This window comes from Bacillus sp. RC251 (genome assembly GCF_044908765.1).
GTDB lineage: Bacteria > Bacillota > Bacilli > Bacillales > Bacillaceae_G > Bacillus_A > Bacillus_A wiedmannii.
The window spans coordinates 554,992-570,935 of the sequence record NZ_JBIYDP010000002.1 but is presented as its reverse complement, the minus strand read 5'-3'; the positions used below and the strand labels follow the sequence as shown (position 1 = coordinate 570,935).

Genomic DNA, 15,944 nt, shown 5'->3' with positions numbered 1-15,944 from the left:
TCCTTCCTTTTACGCTTTTCCTACTAAAATCGTCCCCAAACGAATATATGTAGCACCTTCTTCAATTGCAATCGTGTAATCATTAGACATTCCCATTGATAATTCTTTACATGGCGCATGTAATAATTCTAGCTCCTGCACCTCTGTTTGTAGCATACACAACTCCTTAAAACAGCGTCTGATTTCTTCCTCTTCTTCTGTAAACGGAGCCATTGTCATTAGTCCCACCACTTCAATCTTATCCAATTCTTGCAAACTTTGAATAAAAGAAACGGTTTCTTCTATTGCCAATCCTTGCTTTGATTCTTCAGATGATGTTTTCACTTGAATAAAACATTTCACTTTCTTATCAGCACGTTTTTGAATTTCTTTTGCAAGTGAAAGACGATCTAACGAATGTAAATAATCAATTTCATTAATGATTTCTTTTACTTTTCTCGTTTGTAATGATCCAATAAAATGCCAATTCACTTTTGAACCGAAATGTTCGTACTTCTGTAAGAAACTTTCATTTCTATTTTCACCTAAATCGATAATTCCAGCTTCAATTACTTCGTTTGTTTTTTCAATTCCTACCGTTTTTGTAACCGCAACGAGTTTAATATCTTGCAACGAACGTCCCGCTCGTACGCAAGATTGTTTAATTGCTTCATTTACAGTTGTTAAATTTTTTTGTACTGTCACTTGCTTTCTTCCTCCTTAAAACCTATGAAACTCAACATTCTTCCTGTCTTACCTTGATCACGACGATGAGAGAAAAATAGTTGTTCTTCACAGCTTGTACAAAGAGATGACATTACAATATTCTCTTCTTTTATGCCTGATTGTACACATAATATACGATTAATTTCTTTTAAATTAATTGCGTACTGCCCATCAGAAATTTTTTTATAAGGGACAGAGCCGTTTACTACTTGTTCTGCTGCTGTTAACACTCGATCATCAACAACGTAACAACAAGATCCAATTGCTGGTCCAATTGCAACATGAATTTCATCACTTGAAATCCCTTCTGCATTCCATTTTTGAATCATTTCCTTTGCAATCTCTTTTACAGTCCCTTTCCATCCAGCATGCGCAAGTCCTATCATACCATGTGATGGTGCATAAAAATAGAGTGGAACACAATCCGCGTAACATGATGTTAGAAGAACATCATTATTAGTCGTATAAATGCCATCTGTTTTTGAAATGCCGTCTTCATATGAATAGACGCCACTTCCTTTTTCCTGTTGTCCTACTTTTTCAACATGATGATCATGAACTTGTTCAGAGCAAATCCAGTTTTCTAATGGTTTTTGTAACTTATTTGCTAAAATGCGTCTGTTTTCATGAACGTTCTCCACGATATCATTCACATGTAATCCTAAATTCATCGCATGAAAGGAGCCCGTACTTACCCCACCATCTTTTGTCGTAAATCCAGCAGTAATGTTTCCAAGTTCTTTCCACGCTTGTAAATACAGTATACCGTCCACATATTTAAATGGTTGTCTCATAAAGTGACTCCTTTTAATTAAAATAACATAAAAAAGCATGGTACTTCCTGTCTATTTTACCATACTTTTATTTTTTCATAATGCCAACAGAAAAAAAAGAGGAATTTGTAATATTCTTTATGAAATTGTCGGTGTTTGTATTGATTCTGTTACAGAATTAACAGGATTTACTCTAACAAGTATGACATCTTCCCCAATTTTCATAATTTCCTCCCAAGGAATTACAATTTCTACATCCTTCCCAAAGATCCCTAACATACGTGCCTGTTTGGAAATAATAATAGACCCGATCTTCCCTGTGTTCATATCAATTTCAATATCTCCAATATTCCCAAGCCTTTTTCCATCTGAAACATTTATTATCTCTTTCATCTGCAACTCCGAAATTTTTATCATTTTCATCCTCTCCCTTATATATGACGAATTGAAAAAACACTGTTTCTCAAATTAACAGGAAGCACCCTCTACTAATCCCATATTATTTTCATTATATGAGCACAACTTCCCTACTATGAGCGAAGACAAACTATATTACATATAAAAAGGTTTCACCATAAATGGTGAAACCTTATCCTTGAATCGTCTTATTCATTTGTTTAATAGCTGATTTCTCTAAACGTGACACTTGTGCTTGAGAAATCCCAATTTCTTCTGCAACTTCCATTTGTGTCTTTCCTTGAAAGAAACGTTTTCGAATAATCATTTTCTCACGATCATTTAAACGCTTCATCCCTTCTTTCAGTGCTAGCTCTTCAACCCACTGCTCGTCCTTTTGTTTTTCATCACTTAACTGATCCATAACAAAGATAGGATCTCCCCCATCGTTATAAATCGGTTCAAATAATGAAACTGGATCTTGAATCGCATCTAATGCAAAAACAATTTCTTCATGAGTCACTTCAAGCACTTTTGCAATATCCATTGCTGTTGGTTCTTTTGAATTTTCTGCAATCAATTTCTCTCTTACTTGTAACGCTTTATACGCAATATCTCTTAATGATCGAGATACGCGAATCGGATTATTATCACGCAAATATCTGCGTATTTCCCCAATAATCATCGGCACAGCATACGTTGAAAATTTTACATTTTGGCCTAAATCAAAGTTATCAATGGATTTCATAAGTCCGATGCAACCAACTTGAAATAAATCGTCAACATATTCTCCTCTGTTATTAAATCTTTGGATGACGCTCAGTACAAGACGTAAGTTTCCATTCACTAATTTCTCTCTTGCGCTTATCTCTCCACTTTGCATTTCACGAAATAATTTACGCATTTCATCATTTTTTAGTACGGGAAGTTTAGCTGTATCAACACCGCAAATTTCTACTTTGTTTCTCGTCAAAGTGTTCCCTCCTATCGGGAGTTGCTGTACAGTGTAAAGTATTTCCTTTGAAGGGGATTTTATGCATGCGGTTTTCTCTTCATTTTTCATTTTCGTTGTCTCTTCTCCTACAACGAAAGAGAATAAGACCAGCCTAGATAACGGCTGGTCTTATTCTTTACACCATTTTATTAAATTCTTTTCGTAATCTTTTTATGATTCTTTTTTCTAAACGCGAAATGTATGACTGTGAAATCCCAAGCATATCCGCCACATCTTTTTGCGTCTTTTCCTCTTCTCCAGCAAGCCCAAACCGAAGTTCCATAATTTGTTTTTCACGATCATTTAATTGATGCAATGCTTTCATTAGAAGATGACGATCTACAGTAGCTTCTAAATCTTTTGTAATAATATCATCATCTGTACCTAATACATCTGATAACAAAAGTTCATTCCCATCCCAATCGATGTTAAGCGGTTCGTCAAAAGAAACTTCTGAACGATTTTTATTATTCCGACGCAAATGCATTAAAATTTCATTTTCTATACAACGTGAGGCATATGTCGCTAATTTTATTTTCTTTTCCGGATTAAATGTATTCACTGCTTTAATAAGGCCAATTGTTCCTATACTAATCAAGTCTTCAATATTTATCCCTGTATTTTCAAACTTTCTTGCTATATATACAACTAACCGTAAGTTGCGTTCAATCAGTAACGATCTTGCTGCCTGATCTCCTTTTGGCAATTTATTCAAAAGAACTTCCTCTTCTTCTTTCGTTAACGGTGGTGGCAACGCTTCACTTCCACCAATATAATAAATTTCATCGGTCTTAATTCCTAATTTCAACAATACTTTATACCAAAGGTATACTAAATAAAATTTTAATTTCATCATATTATCCCGCCTCCCATTATTAAGCAATTACCATTTTTTGAGAAATTAACATTTTCGGATGCACAATACATTGATACTCTCCATTGGTTGACAACTGTTGTGTATTTATTCCAATCAATACTTTGCTGACTACAATAGAACTACCTTCATGATAAATTTGCACACTGTCTGGCTTAATTGCCCATAAAAATTGATTCTCTACTCCTACTGCTCTGAAAGGAATTAAGCGTAATTTTGTCGCCCAGCCAGAATCATTTTCTGGTATTTGAGGAATCTCTGTTTTGGAATAAATTTGTTCTGTTAACCAAGCTGGCAAGCAATGCTCTAATGATGAAATATGCATAATCATAACGGGTGTTTTTGTTAACGGGTCGTAAAGTTGGTTCCCACTATCAATTAAACCTGCGAGTTCTAGTTCCTCTTCAGCTAATTGAATTTTCAATTTCACAATTTGGTCATAGTGTATTTTTGTAACCTCTACGCTTTCAATACGCTTTTTAGAAAAATAATAAATTACTGGAAAACCAAAAACAACAAACAACCAGCTAATTGGATCACCGTAAGAAATTGATTGAGATTGAACCAATCCATTTACCATTTCATTCGTTTGCAAAAAGAAATGAGTCCCAATTAACCCTCCGCCAACCATAAAGGTTACAAAGTAAAAAGTAAAAACAGTTTGTGCATAGTTTCTAAACGTTGTAAACCCAAATGCTGTATACACAATAAGTAACGAGTACAGTAGTTTCATAATTGGATGTGTCATCATAGAAGCAAAAGGAGTAAAGGCAAAAATAACAATGGTTGAACCTATAAATGCCCCTAACACAAGCCTCCATCTTTTGATCTTCTTTTTTAACACGGTTGCTGTTAATAAAAGTAAAAGAAAATCAATGCAGGCGTTTAACAACCAAACAACGTCGGCGTAAACAACCAAACAATTCACCTCTTTTTTTAAGTTGAGACTAGTATAATGCATATCCAATAGGAAAGTGTGTCAATTTGCGGAGGTGTTTTTTTGTTATTTTGTGCTTTCTAGACAAAATCTGTCGGTAAAAAATAAAAGTATATGTTTCATAGAATACTATATCTTTTTACTTATATATTAAGTGAAACTTTAATCACCCCGCACCAATCAGGCGCCCAGCAAATAGCGGGATAAATCGAAATATATAAAATAAAAAAAGACCTGCTTAGCAGATCTTTTCCCTGTATAAAACAAAAAAGGAGCATAAAAGCCCCTTTTCTTTTATCGTCTACGACGGTTACGTAAGAATGCTGGAATATCGATGTCATCTGAATCTGTATGACGCTCATGCACAACCGGCTCTTCACGTTTCATTTCACGCTTAACTTCACGTTGTTTTGAAGGTTGAGCTACTTGCTGTTGCTGTTGTTGCGTGTGATTCGCAGTCGGACGGATAATTGGTTTTGGTGGCTGCGTCGAAGCACTATCATCAAAACCAGTTGCAATTACAGTTACAACGATATCATCTTTTAATCCTTCATTAATAACAGAACCGAAGATCATATTTACTTCTGGATCTGAAGCTGAAGCTACAATGTCTGCCGCTTCTTGTACTTCATATAAGCTTAAGTTAGCTCCACCCGTAATGTTCATGATAACACCTTGAGCTCCATCAATAGATGTTTCTAATAATGGACTAGAAATCGCTTTTTTCGCAGCTTCAGCAGCACGATTTTCTCCATTACCAGAACCAATACCCATTAAAGCAGAACCTCTATTAGACATAATTGTCTTTACGTCTGCGAAGTCTAAGTTAATTAAACCTGGTGTTGCAATTAAATCAGAAATACCTTGAACACCTTGACGTAATACGTTATCTGCTTCACGGAATGCTTCTAACATCGGCGTATTTTTATCAACAATCTCTAATAAGCGATCGTTTGGAATTACAATAAGTGTATCTACATTTTCTTTAAATGCCGCAATACCAGATGCTGCTTGCGTTGCACGTTTACGTCCTTCAAATGTAAATGGACGTGTCACAACACCAACTGTTAATGCACCTAATTCTTTTGCAACTTGAGCAACAACTGGAGCTGCACCAGTTCCAGTTCCGCCGCCCATACCAGCAGTTACGAAGACCATATCCGCACCACGAAGTGCTTCTTGGATCTGTTCTTTACTTTCTTCTGCAGCTTTTTTCCCTACTTCAGGGTTTGCACCTGCACCAAGTCCACGTGTTAATTTTCCACCAATTTGCATTTTTGTTTCAGCTTTTGATAGATTTAATGCTTGTGCATCAGTATTCACAGCGATAAAGTCTACACCTTGTACACCGTGTTCGATCATACGGTTTACAGCATTGTTTCCGCCACCGCCGACACCGATAACTTTTATATTCGCTAATTGATCTTGAGTAGTATCAAACTCTAACATGTCGAAATCCCCCTAGAACCTCATTTTTCGTGTCCAATTTTAATCCCATAAATAACGGAATACACGTTTTACTTTTGACATCATACGTTCATCATTTTGATTATTATTGTTTTGATTACGAGTTTTTTGTTTCGCAGGTTGCTGTTGTACCGGCGTTGGTGCTGGTGCTGGTACTGGTTCAAAATGTTCTTGCTTTTCCTGCACATTTTTTCCACGTAATTTAGCTTTTTGATAAGAATGTTTAATTAATCCTACTCCACTTGTATATTGTGGCTCACGCACACCAATATAATCAGGAGTCGCTATACGAACATTTTCATGTAAAATATCATATGCAAGATCAAGAACACCCGGCATAGAAGCAATTCCACCAGTTAGTACATAGCCAGAAGCTACTTGCTTTACTCCTAACTTACGCACTTCATCTTGAACAAACATTAAAATTTCTTCTACACGAGCCTCTATTATATCCGATAATTCCAACTGAGAATATTGTTCTGTTTGATCGCTTCCCATAATAGGAACCGTAAACATCTCTTCTTCAGATGCTGTATCATAAAAAGCATGTCCATATTTCAACTTTATTTGATCTGCATTGTCTGTTGAAGTTTTCAACCCAATCGCAATATCCTTCGTTATATGGTCTCCACCTAACGGTAATACGCTCGTCGCTTGTAACTCTCCATCTTTAAAAATAGATAAAGTTGTAGATCCTCCCCCCATATCAACAAGGGCCACTCCTCTATTTTTTTCATCTGAAGATATAGCAACTGTTGCAGCCGCTAAAGGCTGAAGACAAATATCAACTATTTCAAGACCTGCTTTTTCTACACAACGAAGTAGGTTATGTAGTAAAGTTCTCGAGCCTGTTATAAGTGTACCTTCCATTTCTAATCTTACACCGATCATCCCGCGTGGATCGTTAATCTCGTCAAGACCGTCTACGATGAACTGTCGAGGTACCACATCAATAAACTCACGCTCTGGAGCAATTGACACAACTTGTGCTGCATCTAGAACGCGTAAGACATCTTCATTCCCGATTTCACGATCTTCATTTGAAACAGCGACTACTCCGTGACAAGGAAGTAGCTGTACCTGGTTTGCATTGACACCTACTACAACTTGCTCAATGTGGATTCCCACCATGCGCTCAGCTTGTTCAATTGCTTTTTTAATTGATCGAACAGTCTCGTCTATATCAACTATCGATCCCTTCTTTAAACCATTTGATTTTACATTTCCAACACCAATAATGTTTAAGCTGTCATTAACCATTTCACCAATGATGACTTTAACATTGGATGTACCGATGTCAAGACTAACATATATTTCATTGCTGTTCATTCTTTGGCACCTCCTTCTTTATTTATACCATACAACTCAATATATGGAACAACAATCGCAACTTTACTATTTATAAGAAAAATATTCAACGTCTTTATACGTTTCCCTTTTTTAACCCTATATTTTTCTTATTTTTATTTAACATTCATTTAAGAATATCGCAGTAAACTTTGAATAACTGCTTATCTTGAAATAATTCTATTTCAAGTGTAAAGATTACCGCCAAGTATAAGTCTACACTAAGATGTACTCATAGAAAAGTGAAACTTGTACCAATCCTAGTATGAATCTAAGAATTTTTACATCTTTTTCATCAAATGAACCATTCTTGTAAATTCAGATGCATTCAATAGAACATTCGTTTCGTTTTTTCTACAGGAACGTAGTAAAAACTATCGTTCTATTCTTTTTTTTCTTCCGCTCCTAATTCTTTCGTATATGCCCCTACTTCTAAATCAATTAATACCTTTTTACCCGGCTCAATTGTTTTTAAGATAAGCGGATAAGCTTCCATACGCTTTGCGAAATTTTGAATCGTAGTGCTCACTTCGTACCCTTCGTTCATATATAAAGTAAGATGATCTTCATTCGCATTCGTCGGTGAATAACGAATTTCAGAAATAGACCTTAAAATAGTTGGTGTTAATTTTTCAAGCTCAGCAATTAACTCCTTCATTTTTTCCTCTTTAAAAGGTTCAAAAATTGGTGCTGCAACAGGAAGTTTTCCGTTCGGAAGTACATCAAGTGTTTTCCCGTTCTCTAGTAACGGTTGTAATTTCCCATCTTTGTTTATATAACCAATCGTTAAATATTCTTCAATATGAACATCAATTTTATTTGGAAAACGTTTTTTTACATTTACTGCTTTAATTTCTTTTCGTTTCGTTAGGTTTTCTTCTGCTTTATGTGCCGTCACTCGGAAATAACTTGTATCATACGTCACACCTGATTCCTTCATCACTTGTTCATCTGTCATATAATGATTTCCAAACACACTTATCTTTTTGATATTGCTTAGCGGAGACCGAAAATAAATTAAAAAGAGCACTAATAAAAATAAAATTGATATGTATAAAATCAACCGATGATTAACATTTTTCTTGTTTTTCTTCTGTTGATTTTTTAACTTTGGTACACGATCCTGTAGTTTAATCACTTTACTATTTTTCATGTACGATCCCCCTACGTAACATAAAAAACGGCATGTTCCTCATGCCGTTCTTATCTTCTTATTATAACATAAATGATAATGAGCGGAACGAATAACCGTTATCTTCCAATGATTTCTACTTCTGTATGCATTTCTACGCCAAATTTATCCTCAATTGTTTGTTTTATTAATGCAATTAAAGATAAGACATCTTGCGCACTGGCTCCCCCAGTATTAATAATAAAATTCCCATGCATTTCAGAAATTTGAGCTCCGCCTATTTGATAACCACGAAGCCCCGCCTTTTCTATTAAGTCTCCTGCAAAGTATGGGATTGGATTCCGAAATATGCTTCCTGCACAAGGATGATTCCACGGCTGTGTTTCACGACGGTAGTCTTTATTCTTTTGCATGACGCTTACGATTCCCTCACGCTCCCCTACCTGCAATTGAAACTCAGCTTCCAAAACAATACCAGGACGTTTCGTTTGCAATACAGAAGTACGATAGGAAAACTCCATTTCTTCATGTGTTAACCAATCAATTGTTCCGTTTTCAAACAAAATAAGAGCTTTTGATAATATGTTTGATATATCCGATTTATGTGCTCCTGCATTCATATACACTGCACCACCAACACTTCCTGGAATACCACTGGCAAATTCCAGGCCGGATAACCCTTGACGACTAAGTAAAGTTGATAATTTAATAAGGGGATACCCACCACCAACTCTTACTCTATGTTTTTCGACTTCTAAGTGGTCTAATCCTTCTCCTAAACGAATAACGACACCTTCTATACCTAGATCAGATACAAGAAGGTTCGAACCTCGACCAATTACAGTCCACTTTGTTTTATATTTTTTTACTAACTGCAACGTTTTTTCAATACTGGCAACATGCTTTGGCACAATTAAAATATCAGCTGGTCCACCTATTTTCATAGTGGTATAACGCGCTAACGCTTCATTCACTAACACGCGACCAACATTTGCTTCTATAAGCTCATTTACTAATTGCTCCATAAACAATCTCCCCCATACTAAGTATCCTTATTACAGTAGTATGCAGGGCGTTCACCTAACGTTATTTTTTTACAAGCTTATTCATTACTTCATACAGCTTATTTGCTGCATCGGGAATACCTAATTGCCCCGCAGCCAGCTTCATATTTTGTAATGTTTGTGCATCTAATAAAATCTCATCAATATCACGAATAAGCGTTTCTGCGGTTAAATCTTTTTCAAGCAACATTTTTGCTGCTCCTTTATCGACAACGGAACGTGCATTCTTTTCCTGATGGTTATTTGTTACGTAAGGACTCGGTATTAACACACTTGGCTTACCTAACGCGGTTAATTCTGCAAGTGTTGTTGCCCCCGCTCTTGAAACAACAAGATCTACACCTGTAAGTACCTCTGGCATATTATGAATGAAAGGTTTAATAATAACATTATTCGGATTCCCTTTTTGCTTCACTGCTTCCATCACTTTGTCATAATGAACTTCACCTGTTACATACAATATTTCGTAACTTTTATTTCCAAACTGTTCAATTGCCTCTACGAAAGCATCGTTAATCGGTCTAGCCCCACGACTTCCACCAAAAATAAGTACCGATTTTTTAGGAAGAGATAAACCTACTGAACGTTTTCCTTTCATTCCATTCTGATCCATTACTTCTGATGCTCTTGGATTCCCTGTCATCACCACTTTTGACTGTGGAAAATGTTCTGCAGCCGCTTCAAAACAAACCGCAACTTTATCAACATAGCGGCTTAAAAATTTATTCGTTACACCAGGTACACTATTTTGTTCATGTACAATGGTTGGAATACCTAATTTTGCTGCAGCATATACAACTGGTCCACATACATATCCACCCGTTCCAATCACAATATCAGGATTAAAACGACGAATATATCGTTTACTATCTTGTACACCCTTTAGGAAACGCATCACCGTTTTCACGTTATCTAACGATATTTTACGCTTAAATCCACTTATAACAATAGATTGAAACGGTATGCCTGCTTTTGGAACGATTGTGCTCTCTAATCCACTCTCCGTACCAATATATAAAAACCTTGCTTCCGGATTTAATTTTTTTATTTCTCTTATTAGAGCAAGAGCCGGATAAATATGACCTCCAGTGCCCCCACCACTTACTAATACACGCACTACTAACTCCTCCGCTTCTCTTTTCTTATTTCAGTCGTATTTATTTCTATATACATCATGTTTCTTCGCGCACATACGAAAAACCCTGTCTTATAAAACAGGGTTTAGTAGCGAGAATGGCGACTTATATTTAATAATACACCTACTGCCATTAACATTAATGTCAAACTTGATCCACCATAACTTAAAAACGGCAAAGTAATACCTGTTACAGGCATCAATCCTGTTACAACACCAACATTAATCATTACTTGAATCGCAATCATCGCCACAATACCTACTGCTAAAAACGTACCATATAAATCTGGCGCTCCTAAAGCTATACGAATCCCACGCCATAATAATAGACTAAATAATAATAACACAAATGAACCACCAATAAAACCTAATTCCTCGGATAAGATCGCAAATATAAAGTCTGTTTGCGGTTCAGGTAAATAAAGAAACTTTTGTCTACTTTGTCCAAGTCCAAGCCCGAATAATCCACCAGGTCCAATTGCGAGTAACGATTGAATAATTTGAAATCCACTTCCAAGCGGATCTGACCACGGATCTAAATATGATGTAATACGTTTCATTCGATACGGTGCTGATGCAATTAGCCCTACAAATCCTGCTACACCAAGCAAACCAAACATTGCAAAGTGAAATACCCTTGCTCCCGAGATAAATATCATAATAATACATGTCCCAACCATTACAGTTCCTGTGCCAAGATCTGGCTGTAACATAATCATCCCAAAAGCAAGAAATACAAAACTAAGAGCTGGTAGTAAACCACGTTTAAAAGAGGTAATTAATTTTTGTCGTTCCGCTAAAAATTTTGCTAAGAAAATAATCATCGCAAATTTCATAAATTCTGACGGTTGAATGGAAAATGCCCCGATTCCAATCCAACTTCGCGCTCCTCCTCGAACAAGTCCTACCCCAGGAATAAGAACAAGAATAAGAAGAATGAAGCAAACTAGCAAAATTACTTTTGAATACGTACGCCACACCCAATAATCAATTTTCATAATTAAAAACATAGCCACTACACCAATACTTGCAAATAGCAATTGCCTTTTTGCAAAAAAGAATGAGTCCCCCATTTTATAAGAGGCCCAAACCGCACTCGCACTATACACCATAACCATTCCGATTGTTAACAACGCAAGTGTAACGATGATGAGAATAAAATCAGGCGTTTTCTTCATTACCCATAAACACCACCTCTTTAGGCAGAAACTTTTGCCCTATGTAACAAAACATCAGTAGGTGTTAGCCTACTGATGTTTTGATTTACTTTATATAAGTTTATGCACAGCTTGTATAAAAATGTCTCCTCTTTCTTCAAATGTTTTAAATTGATCCCAGCTTGCACATGCTGGAGAAAGAAGAATTACATCGCCATCTGTAGAATGAGCATAAGCTTTCACTACCGCTTCATCTAAAGTATCGACACTTTCAATTGTATCTAATCCCGCTTTTTCTGCAGCTCTTACTAGTTTTGGAGCTGTTTGTCCAAATGTTACAATTGCTTTTACATTTTTGAAATATGGAATTAAATCATCGAATTCATTTCCACGATCAAGCCCACCTGCTAATAACACAATCGGTTGTGTAAACGCAGATAAAGCTTTCTCAGTCGCTAACATATTCGTTGCTTTTGAGTCATTATAAACCTTACGATTGTTAATAGTTGTTACATATTCTAAACGATGTTTTACACCTGTAAAACGTTTTAATACCACAGTAATTGCTTCATTAGAAACACCCAATAATTTTGCGATACTCATCGCTGCTAAAATATTTTCTAAATTATGTTGACCAGGTAAAACGATATCGCCTACTTCAACAACTTTTTCACCTTTAAAACAAAGAGCATTCTCTTTTATACACGCACCATCTTCAATTTCTTTCTTTGTCGAGAATAGTACTTTTTGCCCTTTACTATAAGCAGCTAAAGCCATCACATCTGCATCATCTGCATTTATTACACTATAATCATTTTCTGTTTGGTTTTTAAAAATATTTGCTTTTGCTAAACCATATTCCTTCTTCGTCCCGTGATAATCTAAGTGGGCCTCAAATAAATTTAAAAACGCAGCAATTTTAGGTTGGAACAATTCTACTCCCATCAGTTGGAACGATGAAAGCTCTGTAACTACAACTTCATTTTCTTTTGCACCCTGTGCTACTTCACACGCTACAGTTCCTATGTTCCCTGCAATTATAGGATGCTTTTGTCCTTCTTTTAGCATTTCAAATGCAAGCATTGTCGTCGTCGTTTTACCGTTAGACCCCGTAATCCCAATAAATGGCGCTTCTGAAATACGATATGCTAATTCAACTTCCGTAACAATTGGAATTTGCTTTTCTTTCGCGGCAACTAATATTGGATTAGAATACGGGATTCCTGGATTTTTTACTACAAGAGAAATATTTCTCTCTAACAATTCTAAAGGATGACCACCGCATACAACGTCCATTCCTTTTGCTTGTAATTCTGCAGCAAGTACATTATCTGCTAAAGGCTTTCCGTCATTTACGATAACATTTGCCCCTAATTTTTGTAACAACGTAGCTGCTGCATAACCACTTTTTGCAATGCCTAATACAAGAATATTTTTATTTTGAAATTCAGTTACAGTTTTCAATTACATCCACACCCCGATATAAATTCCTAACACAGCTAATAAAAATCCTACAGACCAAAATGTCACAACAACACGCCACTCTGACCAACCACATAATTCATAATGATGGTGTAATGGACTCATTTTAAAGACACGTTTTCCTGTTGTTTTAAAAGAAATGACCTGAATAATAACAGATAAAGTTTCCATTACGAATACTCCACCAATGATTACAAGTAGTAATTCTTGTTTTAATAAAATCGCTACAGCTGCAATGGCTCCACCTAAAGCTAAGGAACCTGTATCTCCCATAAACACTTTCGCTGGATTTGCATTGAATACTAAAAATCCAAGTACAGCTCCTACAACTGCCATACAGAATATCGCTACTCCAAATTGCTCTTGCGCTACTGCAATAATACTAAAAGCTCCAAATGCAATAGCAGCTGTTCCTGATAATAAACCATCTAAACCGTCAGTTAAGTTAACTGCATTTGATCCACCAATAAGCATAAATAATACAAGTACAAAATACGCCCAACCTAGTTCAAACTTAACATCTGTTCCCGGAATCATGATGTATGTGTGGAACGCTTGCCCTTTTCCAATTAAAAAGAACGCAATAGCAATAACAAGCTGACCTACTAATTTTTGTTTTGATGTTAAACCAAGATTTCTCTTCTTAACTACCTTTATGTAGTCATCTAAAAATCCAATTAATCCGTAGCCAAATGTCACTAATAATAATAACGAAACCTCTGCACCTAAATGATTAAACTTAATCGCCATAATAAGTGAAGTTACCATCATAGATACATATATGACAATACCACCCATTGTAGGTGTCCCTGATTTTTTTTGATGTGACTTTGGTCCCTCATCACGAATACTCTGTCCGAACTTTAATTTCCTTAAAAATGGAATAAATAATGGCGAAAGGGCAACAGAAATTAAGAATGCTACCCCAGCCGTTACTAATAAACCTTGCTCAAGCACATGTAGTCCTCCTCTCACGTTGTTTACTCTTCGTTGTTTAAACGCTCTGTAATTGCTTCTTTAGCGACTTCACGATCGTCAAAATGATGAACGTCTTTACCAATAATTTGATACGTTTCATGACCCTTACCAGCAATAATGATGATATCTTCAGCTTTCGCGTTAGCAATTGCATGGTATATCGCTTCTTTTCTATCAATAATTACTTCATAATTATTCCCATTTGCACCCTGCACCATATCATCTAAAATAGCTCCTGGCTCTTCACTTCTTGGATTATCTGAAGTGTAAATTGCATGAGTTGCATATTTTGTTGCAACACTTGCCATGATTGGTCTCTTTGTTCGATCTCTATCTCCACCACAACCGACGATACAATATACATCGCCTTTTGCAAACTGTTTTGCTGTTTTTAATACATTCTCTAAGCTATCTGGTGTATGTGCATAATCAACAATAACTGTATAATTTTGTCCACCATCAACTACTTCAAAACGTCCTGGAACTCCAGCTAGTTGCTTTATTACATCAATAACCGTTTCTAAACTTACACCAGAAACAAGTCCTGCTGCTGTTGCCGCTAGTACGTTATATACATTAAATTTCCCAATCAATTTCATCGTAACATTTACACTTTCATACGGTGTTACAAGCGTAAATGTAGTTCCAGCACTCGTCATAACGATATTTTTGGCCATAATATCACTTGTTGTATCAATTCCATACGTTACAACAGTTGCCGCAGTACTTCTCATATATTCCGCAGTTACAGCATCATCGTTATTCAGTACCGCGTACTTTTCACGATCATGGTTATAACTATTGCCAAGTTGTGCAAATAGCAACCCTTTTGCATGTTTATATTCTTCCATCGTTTTATGATAGTCTAAATGATCTTGTGTTAAATTTGTAAACACTGCTACATCGTAATCACATCCGTGTACACGACCAAGATCTAAAGCATGTGACGAAACTTCCATTACTGTACTATCTACACCGTGCTCAACCATTTTTAAAAATGTCTGTTGAAGTGTTAGTGCATCTGGTGTTGTATTTTTCACCTCAAATGTTTCATCACCGATTTTCATATTAATCGTTCCAATTAGCCCCGTTTTATGACCATGTGCGCGCATAATCTCATCCATAATATGCGATGTTGTTGTCTTTCCATTTGTACCTGTAATTCCGATTAAATGTAACTTGTGTGTTGGTTGACCATAAAAATAATCAGCTAAAACCGCTAACGAACGAAAAGTGTTTTTCACAAGTACAACTGGAACGTCAACATCAATTGGTCTTTCCGCAACAATAGCAGCCGCTCCTTGTGCCGCTGCTTGCTTAGCAAAATCATGGCTATCAACCGTATATCCTTTCATACATACAAATAAGCTTCCCTCTTTCACTTTACGTGAATCAGCTTCTATAGATGTGATTTCTGGATTTTCTTTTGGAACAACTGGAAAATCATGCAAACATGATAAAAGTGTATGCAACTTCATTTCACTAAACCCTCTCTACATTGTG

15 protein-coding genes are annotated in these 15,944 nt (G+C 36.1%); all 15 read right to left on the bottom strand.

Annotated elements, in window-relative coordinates; genetic code table 11:
* Positions 1 to 9: 9 nt before the first annotated feature.
* Positions 10 to 684: a YggS family pyridoxal phosphate-dependent enzyme gene (locus ABH961_RS12980; protein WP_000218035.1), complete on the bottom strand. Its 675-nt coding sequence runs from the start codon at positions 682 to 684 to the stop codon at positions 10 to 12.
* A complete protein-coding gene (gene pgeF, locus ABH961_RS12975; protein ID WP_046956465.1) occupies positions 681 to 1,499 on the bottom strand; it encodes a peptidoglycan editing factor PgeF in 819 nt (272 codons plus the stop codon). The genes ABH961_RS12980 and pgeF overlap by 4 nt, the downstream gene beginning before the upstream one ends.
* Before the next feature lie 117 nt (positions 1,500 to 1,616).
* On the bottom strand, positions 1,617 to 1,895 hold the full coding sequence (locus tag ABH961_RS12970; protein WP_048546082.1) for a YlmC/YmxH family sporulation protein: 279 nt from the start codon (positions 1,893 to 1,895) through the stop codon (positions 1,617 to 1,619).
* A gap of 172 nt (positions 1,896 to 2,067) precedes the next feature.
* Positions 2,068 to 2,847 (bottom strand): RNA polymerase sporulation sigma factor SigG, encoded by a 780-nt coding sequence (sigG, locus tag ABH961_RS12965; RefSeq protein ID WP_000197753.1) that lies wholly within the window; start codon positions 2,845 to 2,847, stop codon positions 2,068 to 2,070.
* Positions 2,848 to 3,004: 157 nt separating this feature from the next.
* Positions 3,005 to 3,724 (bottom strand): RNA polymerase sporulation sigma factor SigE, encoded by a 720-nt coding sequence (sigE, locus tag ABH961_RS12960; RefSeq protein ID WP_000976947.1) that lies wholly within the window; start codon positions 3,722 to 3,724, stop codon positions 3,005 to 3,007.
* Positions 3,725 to 3,743: 19 nt separating this feature from the next.
* Entirely contained in the window at positions 3,744 to 4,661 is a 918-nt protein-coding gene (gene spoIIGA / locus ABH961_RS12955) for a sigma-E processing peptidase SpoIIGA (RefSeq protein WP_048546085.1), read from the bottom strand.
* 312 nt (positions 4,662 to 4,973) lie between these two features.
* Positions 4,974 to 6,128 carry a cell division protein FtsZ gene (gene ftsZ / locus ABH961_RS12950; RefSeq protein ID WP_000888983.1) on the bottom strand — a complete coding sequence of 385 codons (1,155 nt, stop codon included), beginning with the start codon at positions 6,126 to 6,128 and terminating at the stop codon, positions 4,974 to 4,976.
* Positions 6,129 to 6,167: 39 nt separating this feature from the next.
* Positions 6,168 to 7,475 carry a cell division protein FtsA gene (ftsA, locus tag ABH961_RS12945; protein WP_048546087.1) on the bottom strand — a complete coding sequence of 436 codons (1,308 nt, stop codon included), beginning with the start codon at positions 7,473 to 7,475 and terminating at the stop codon, positions 6,168 to 6,170.
* Positions 7,476 to 7,875: 400 nt separating this feature from the next.
* Positions 7,876 to 8,646 carry a cell division protein DivIB gene (divIB, locus tag ABH961_RS12940; protein WP_000798232.1) on the bottom strand — a complete coding sequence of 257 codons (771 nt, stop codon included), beginning with the start codon at positions 8,644 to 8,646 and terminating at the stop codon, positions 7,876 to 7,878.
* A 98-nt stretch (positions 8,647 to 8,744) separates the two neighbouring features.
* On the bottom strand, positions 8,745 to 9,650 hold the full coding sequence (gene murB, locus ABH961_RS12935; protein ID WP_048546089.1) for a UDP-N-acetylmuramate dehydrogenase: 906 nt from the start codon (positions 9,648 to 9,650) through the stop codon (positions 8,745 to 8,747).
* Positions 9,651 to 9,711: 61 nt separating this feature from the next.
* Positions 9,712 to 10,806, bottom strand: a complete 1,095-nt coding sequence (gene murG, locus ABH961_RS12930) for an undecaprenyldiphospho-muramoylpentapeptide beta-N-acetylglucosaminyltransferase (protein ID WP_001265424.1) — start codon at positions 10,804 to 10,806, stop codon at positions 9,712 to 9,714.
* A 104-nt stretch (positions 10,807 to 10,910) separates the two neighbouring features.
* Entirely contained in the window at positions 10,911 to 12,002 is a 1,092-nt protein-coding gene (gene spoVE / locus ABH961_RS12925; RefSeq protein ID WP_000753516.1) for a stage V sporulation protein E, read from the bottom strand.
* A 90-nt stretch (positions 12,003 to 12,092) separates the two neighbouring features.
* Positions 12,093 to 13,445: a UDP-N-acetylmuramoyl-L-alanine--D-glutamate ligase gene (gene murD, locus ABH961_RS12920; RefSeq protein WP_048546091.1), complete on the bottom strand. Its 1,353-nt coding sequence runs from the start codon at positions 13,443 to 13,445 to the stop codon at positions 12,093 to 12,095.
* Positions 13,446 to 14,420 (bottom strand): phospho-N-acetylmuramoyl-pentapeptide-transferase, encoded by a 975-nt coding sequence (gene mraY, locus ABH961_RS12915; RefSeq protein ID WP_000893058.1) that lies wholly within the window; start codon positions 14,418 to 14,420, stop codon positions 13,446 to 13,448.
* 23 nt (positions 14,421 to 14,443) lie between these two features.
* Complete coding sequence (murE, locus tag ABH961_RS12910; protein ID WP_404519478.1) at positions 14,444 to 15,919, bottom strand: UDP-N-acetylmuramoyl-L-alanyl-D-glutamate--2,6-diaminopimelate ligase; 1,476 nt, start codon at positions 15,917 to 15,919, stop codon at positions 14,444 to 14,446.
* Positions 15,920 to 15,944: the final 25 nt, after the last annotated feature.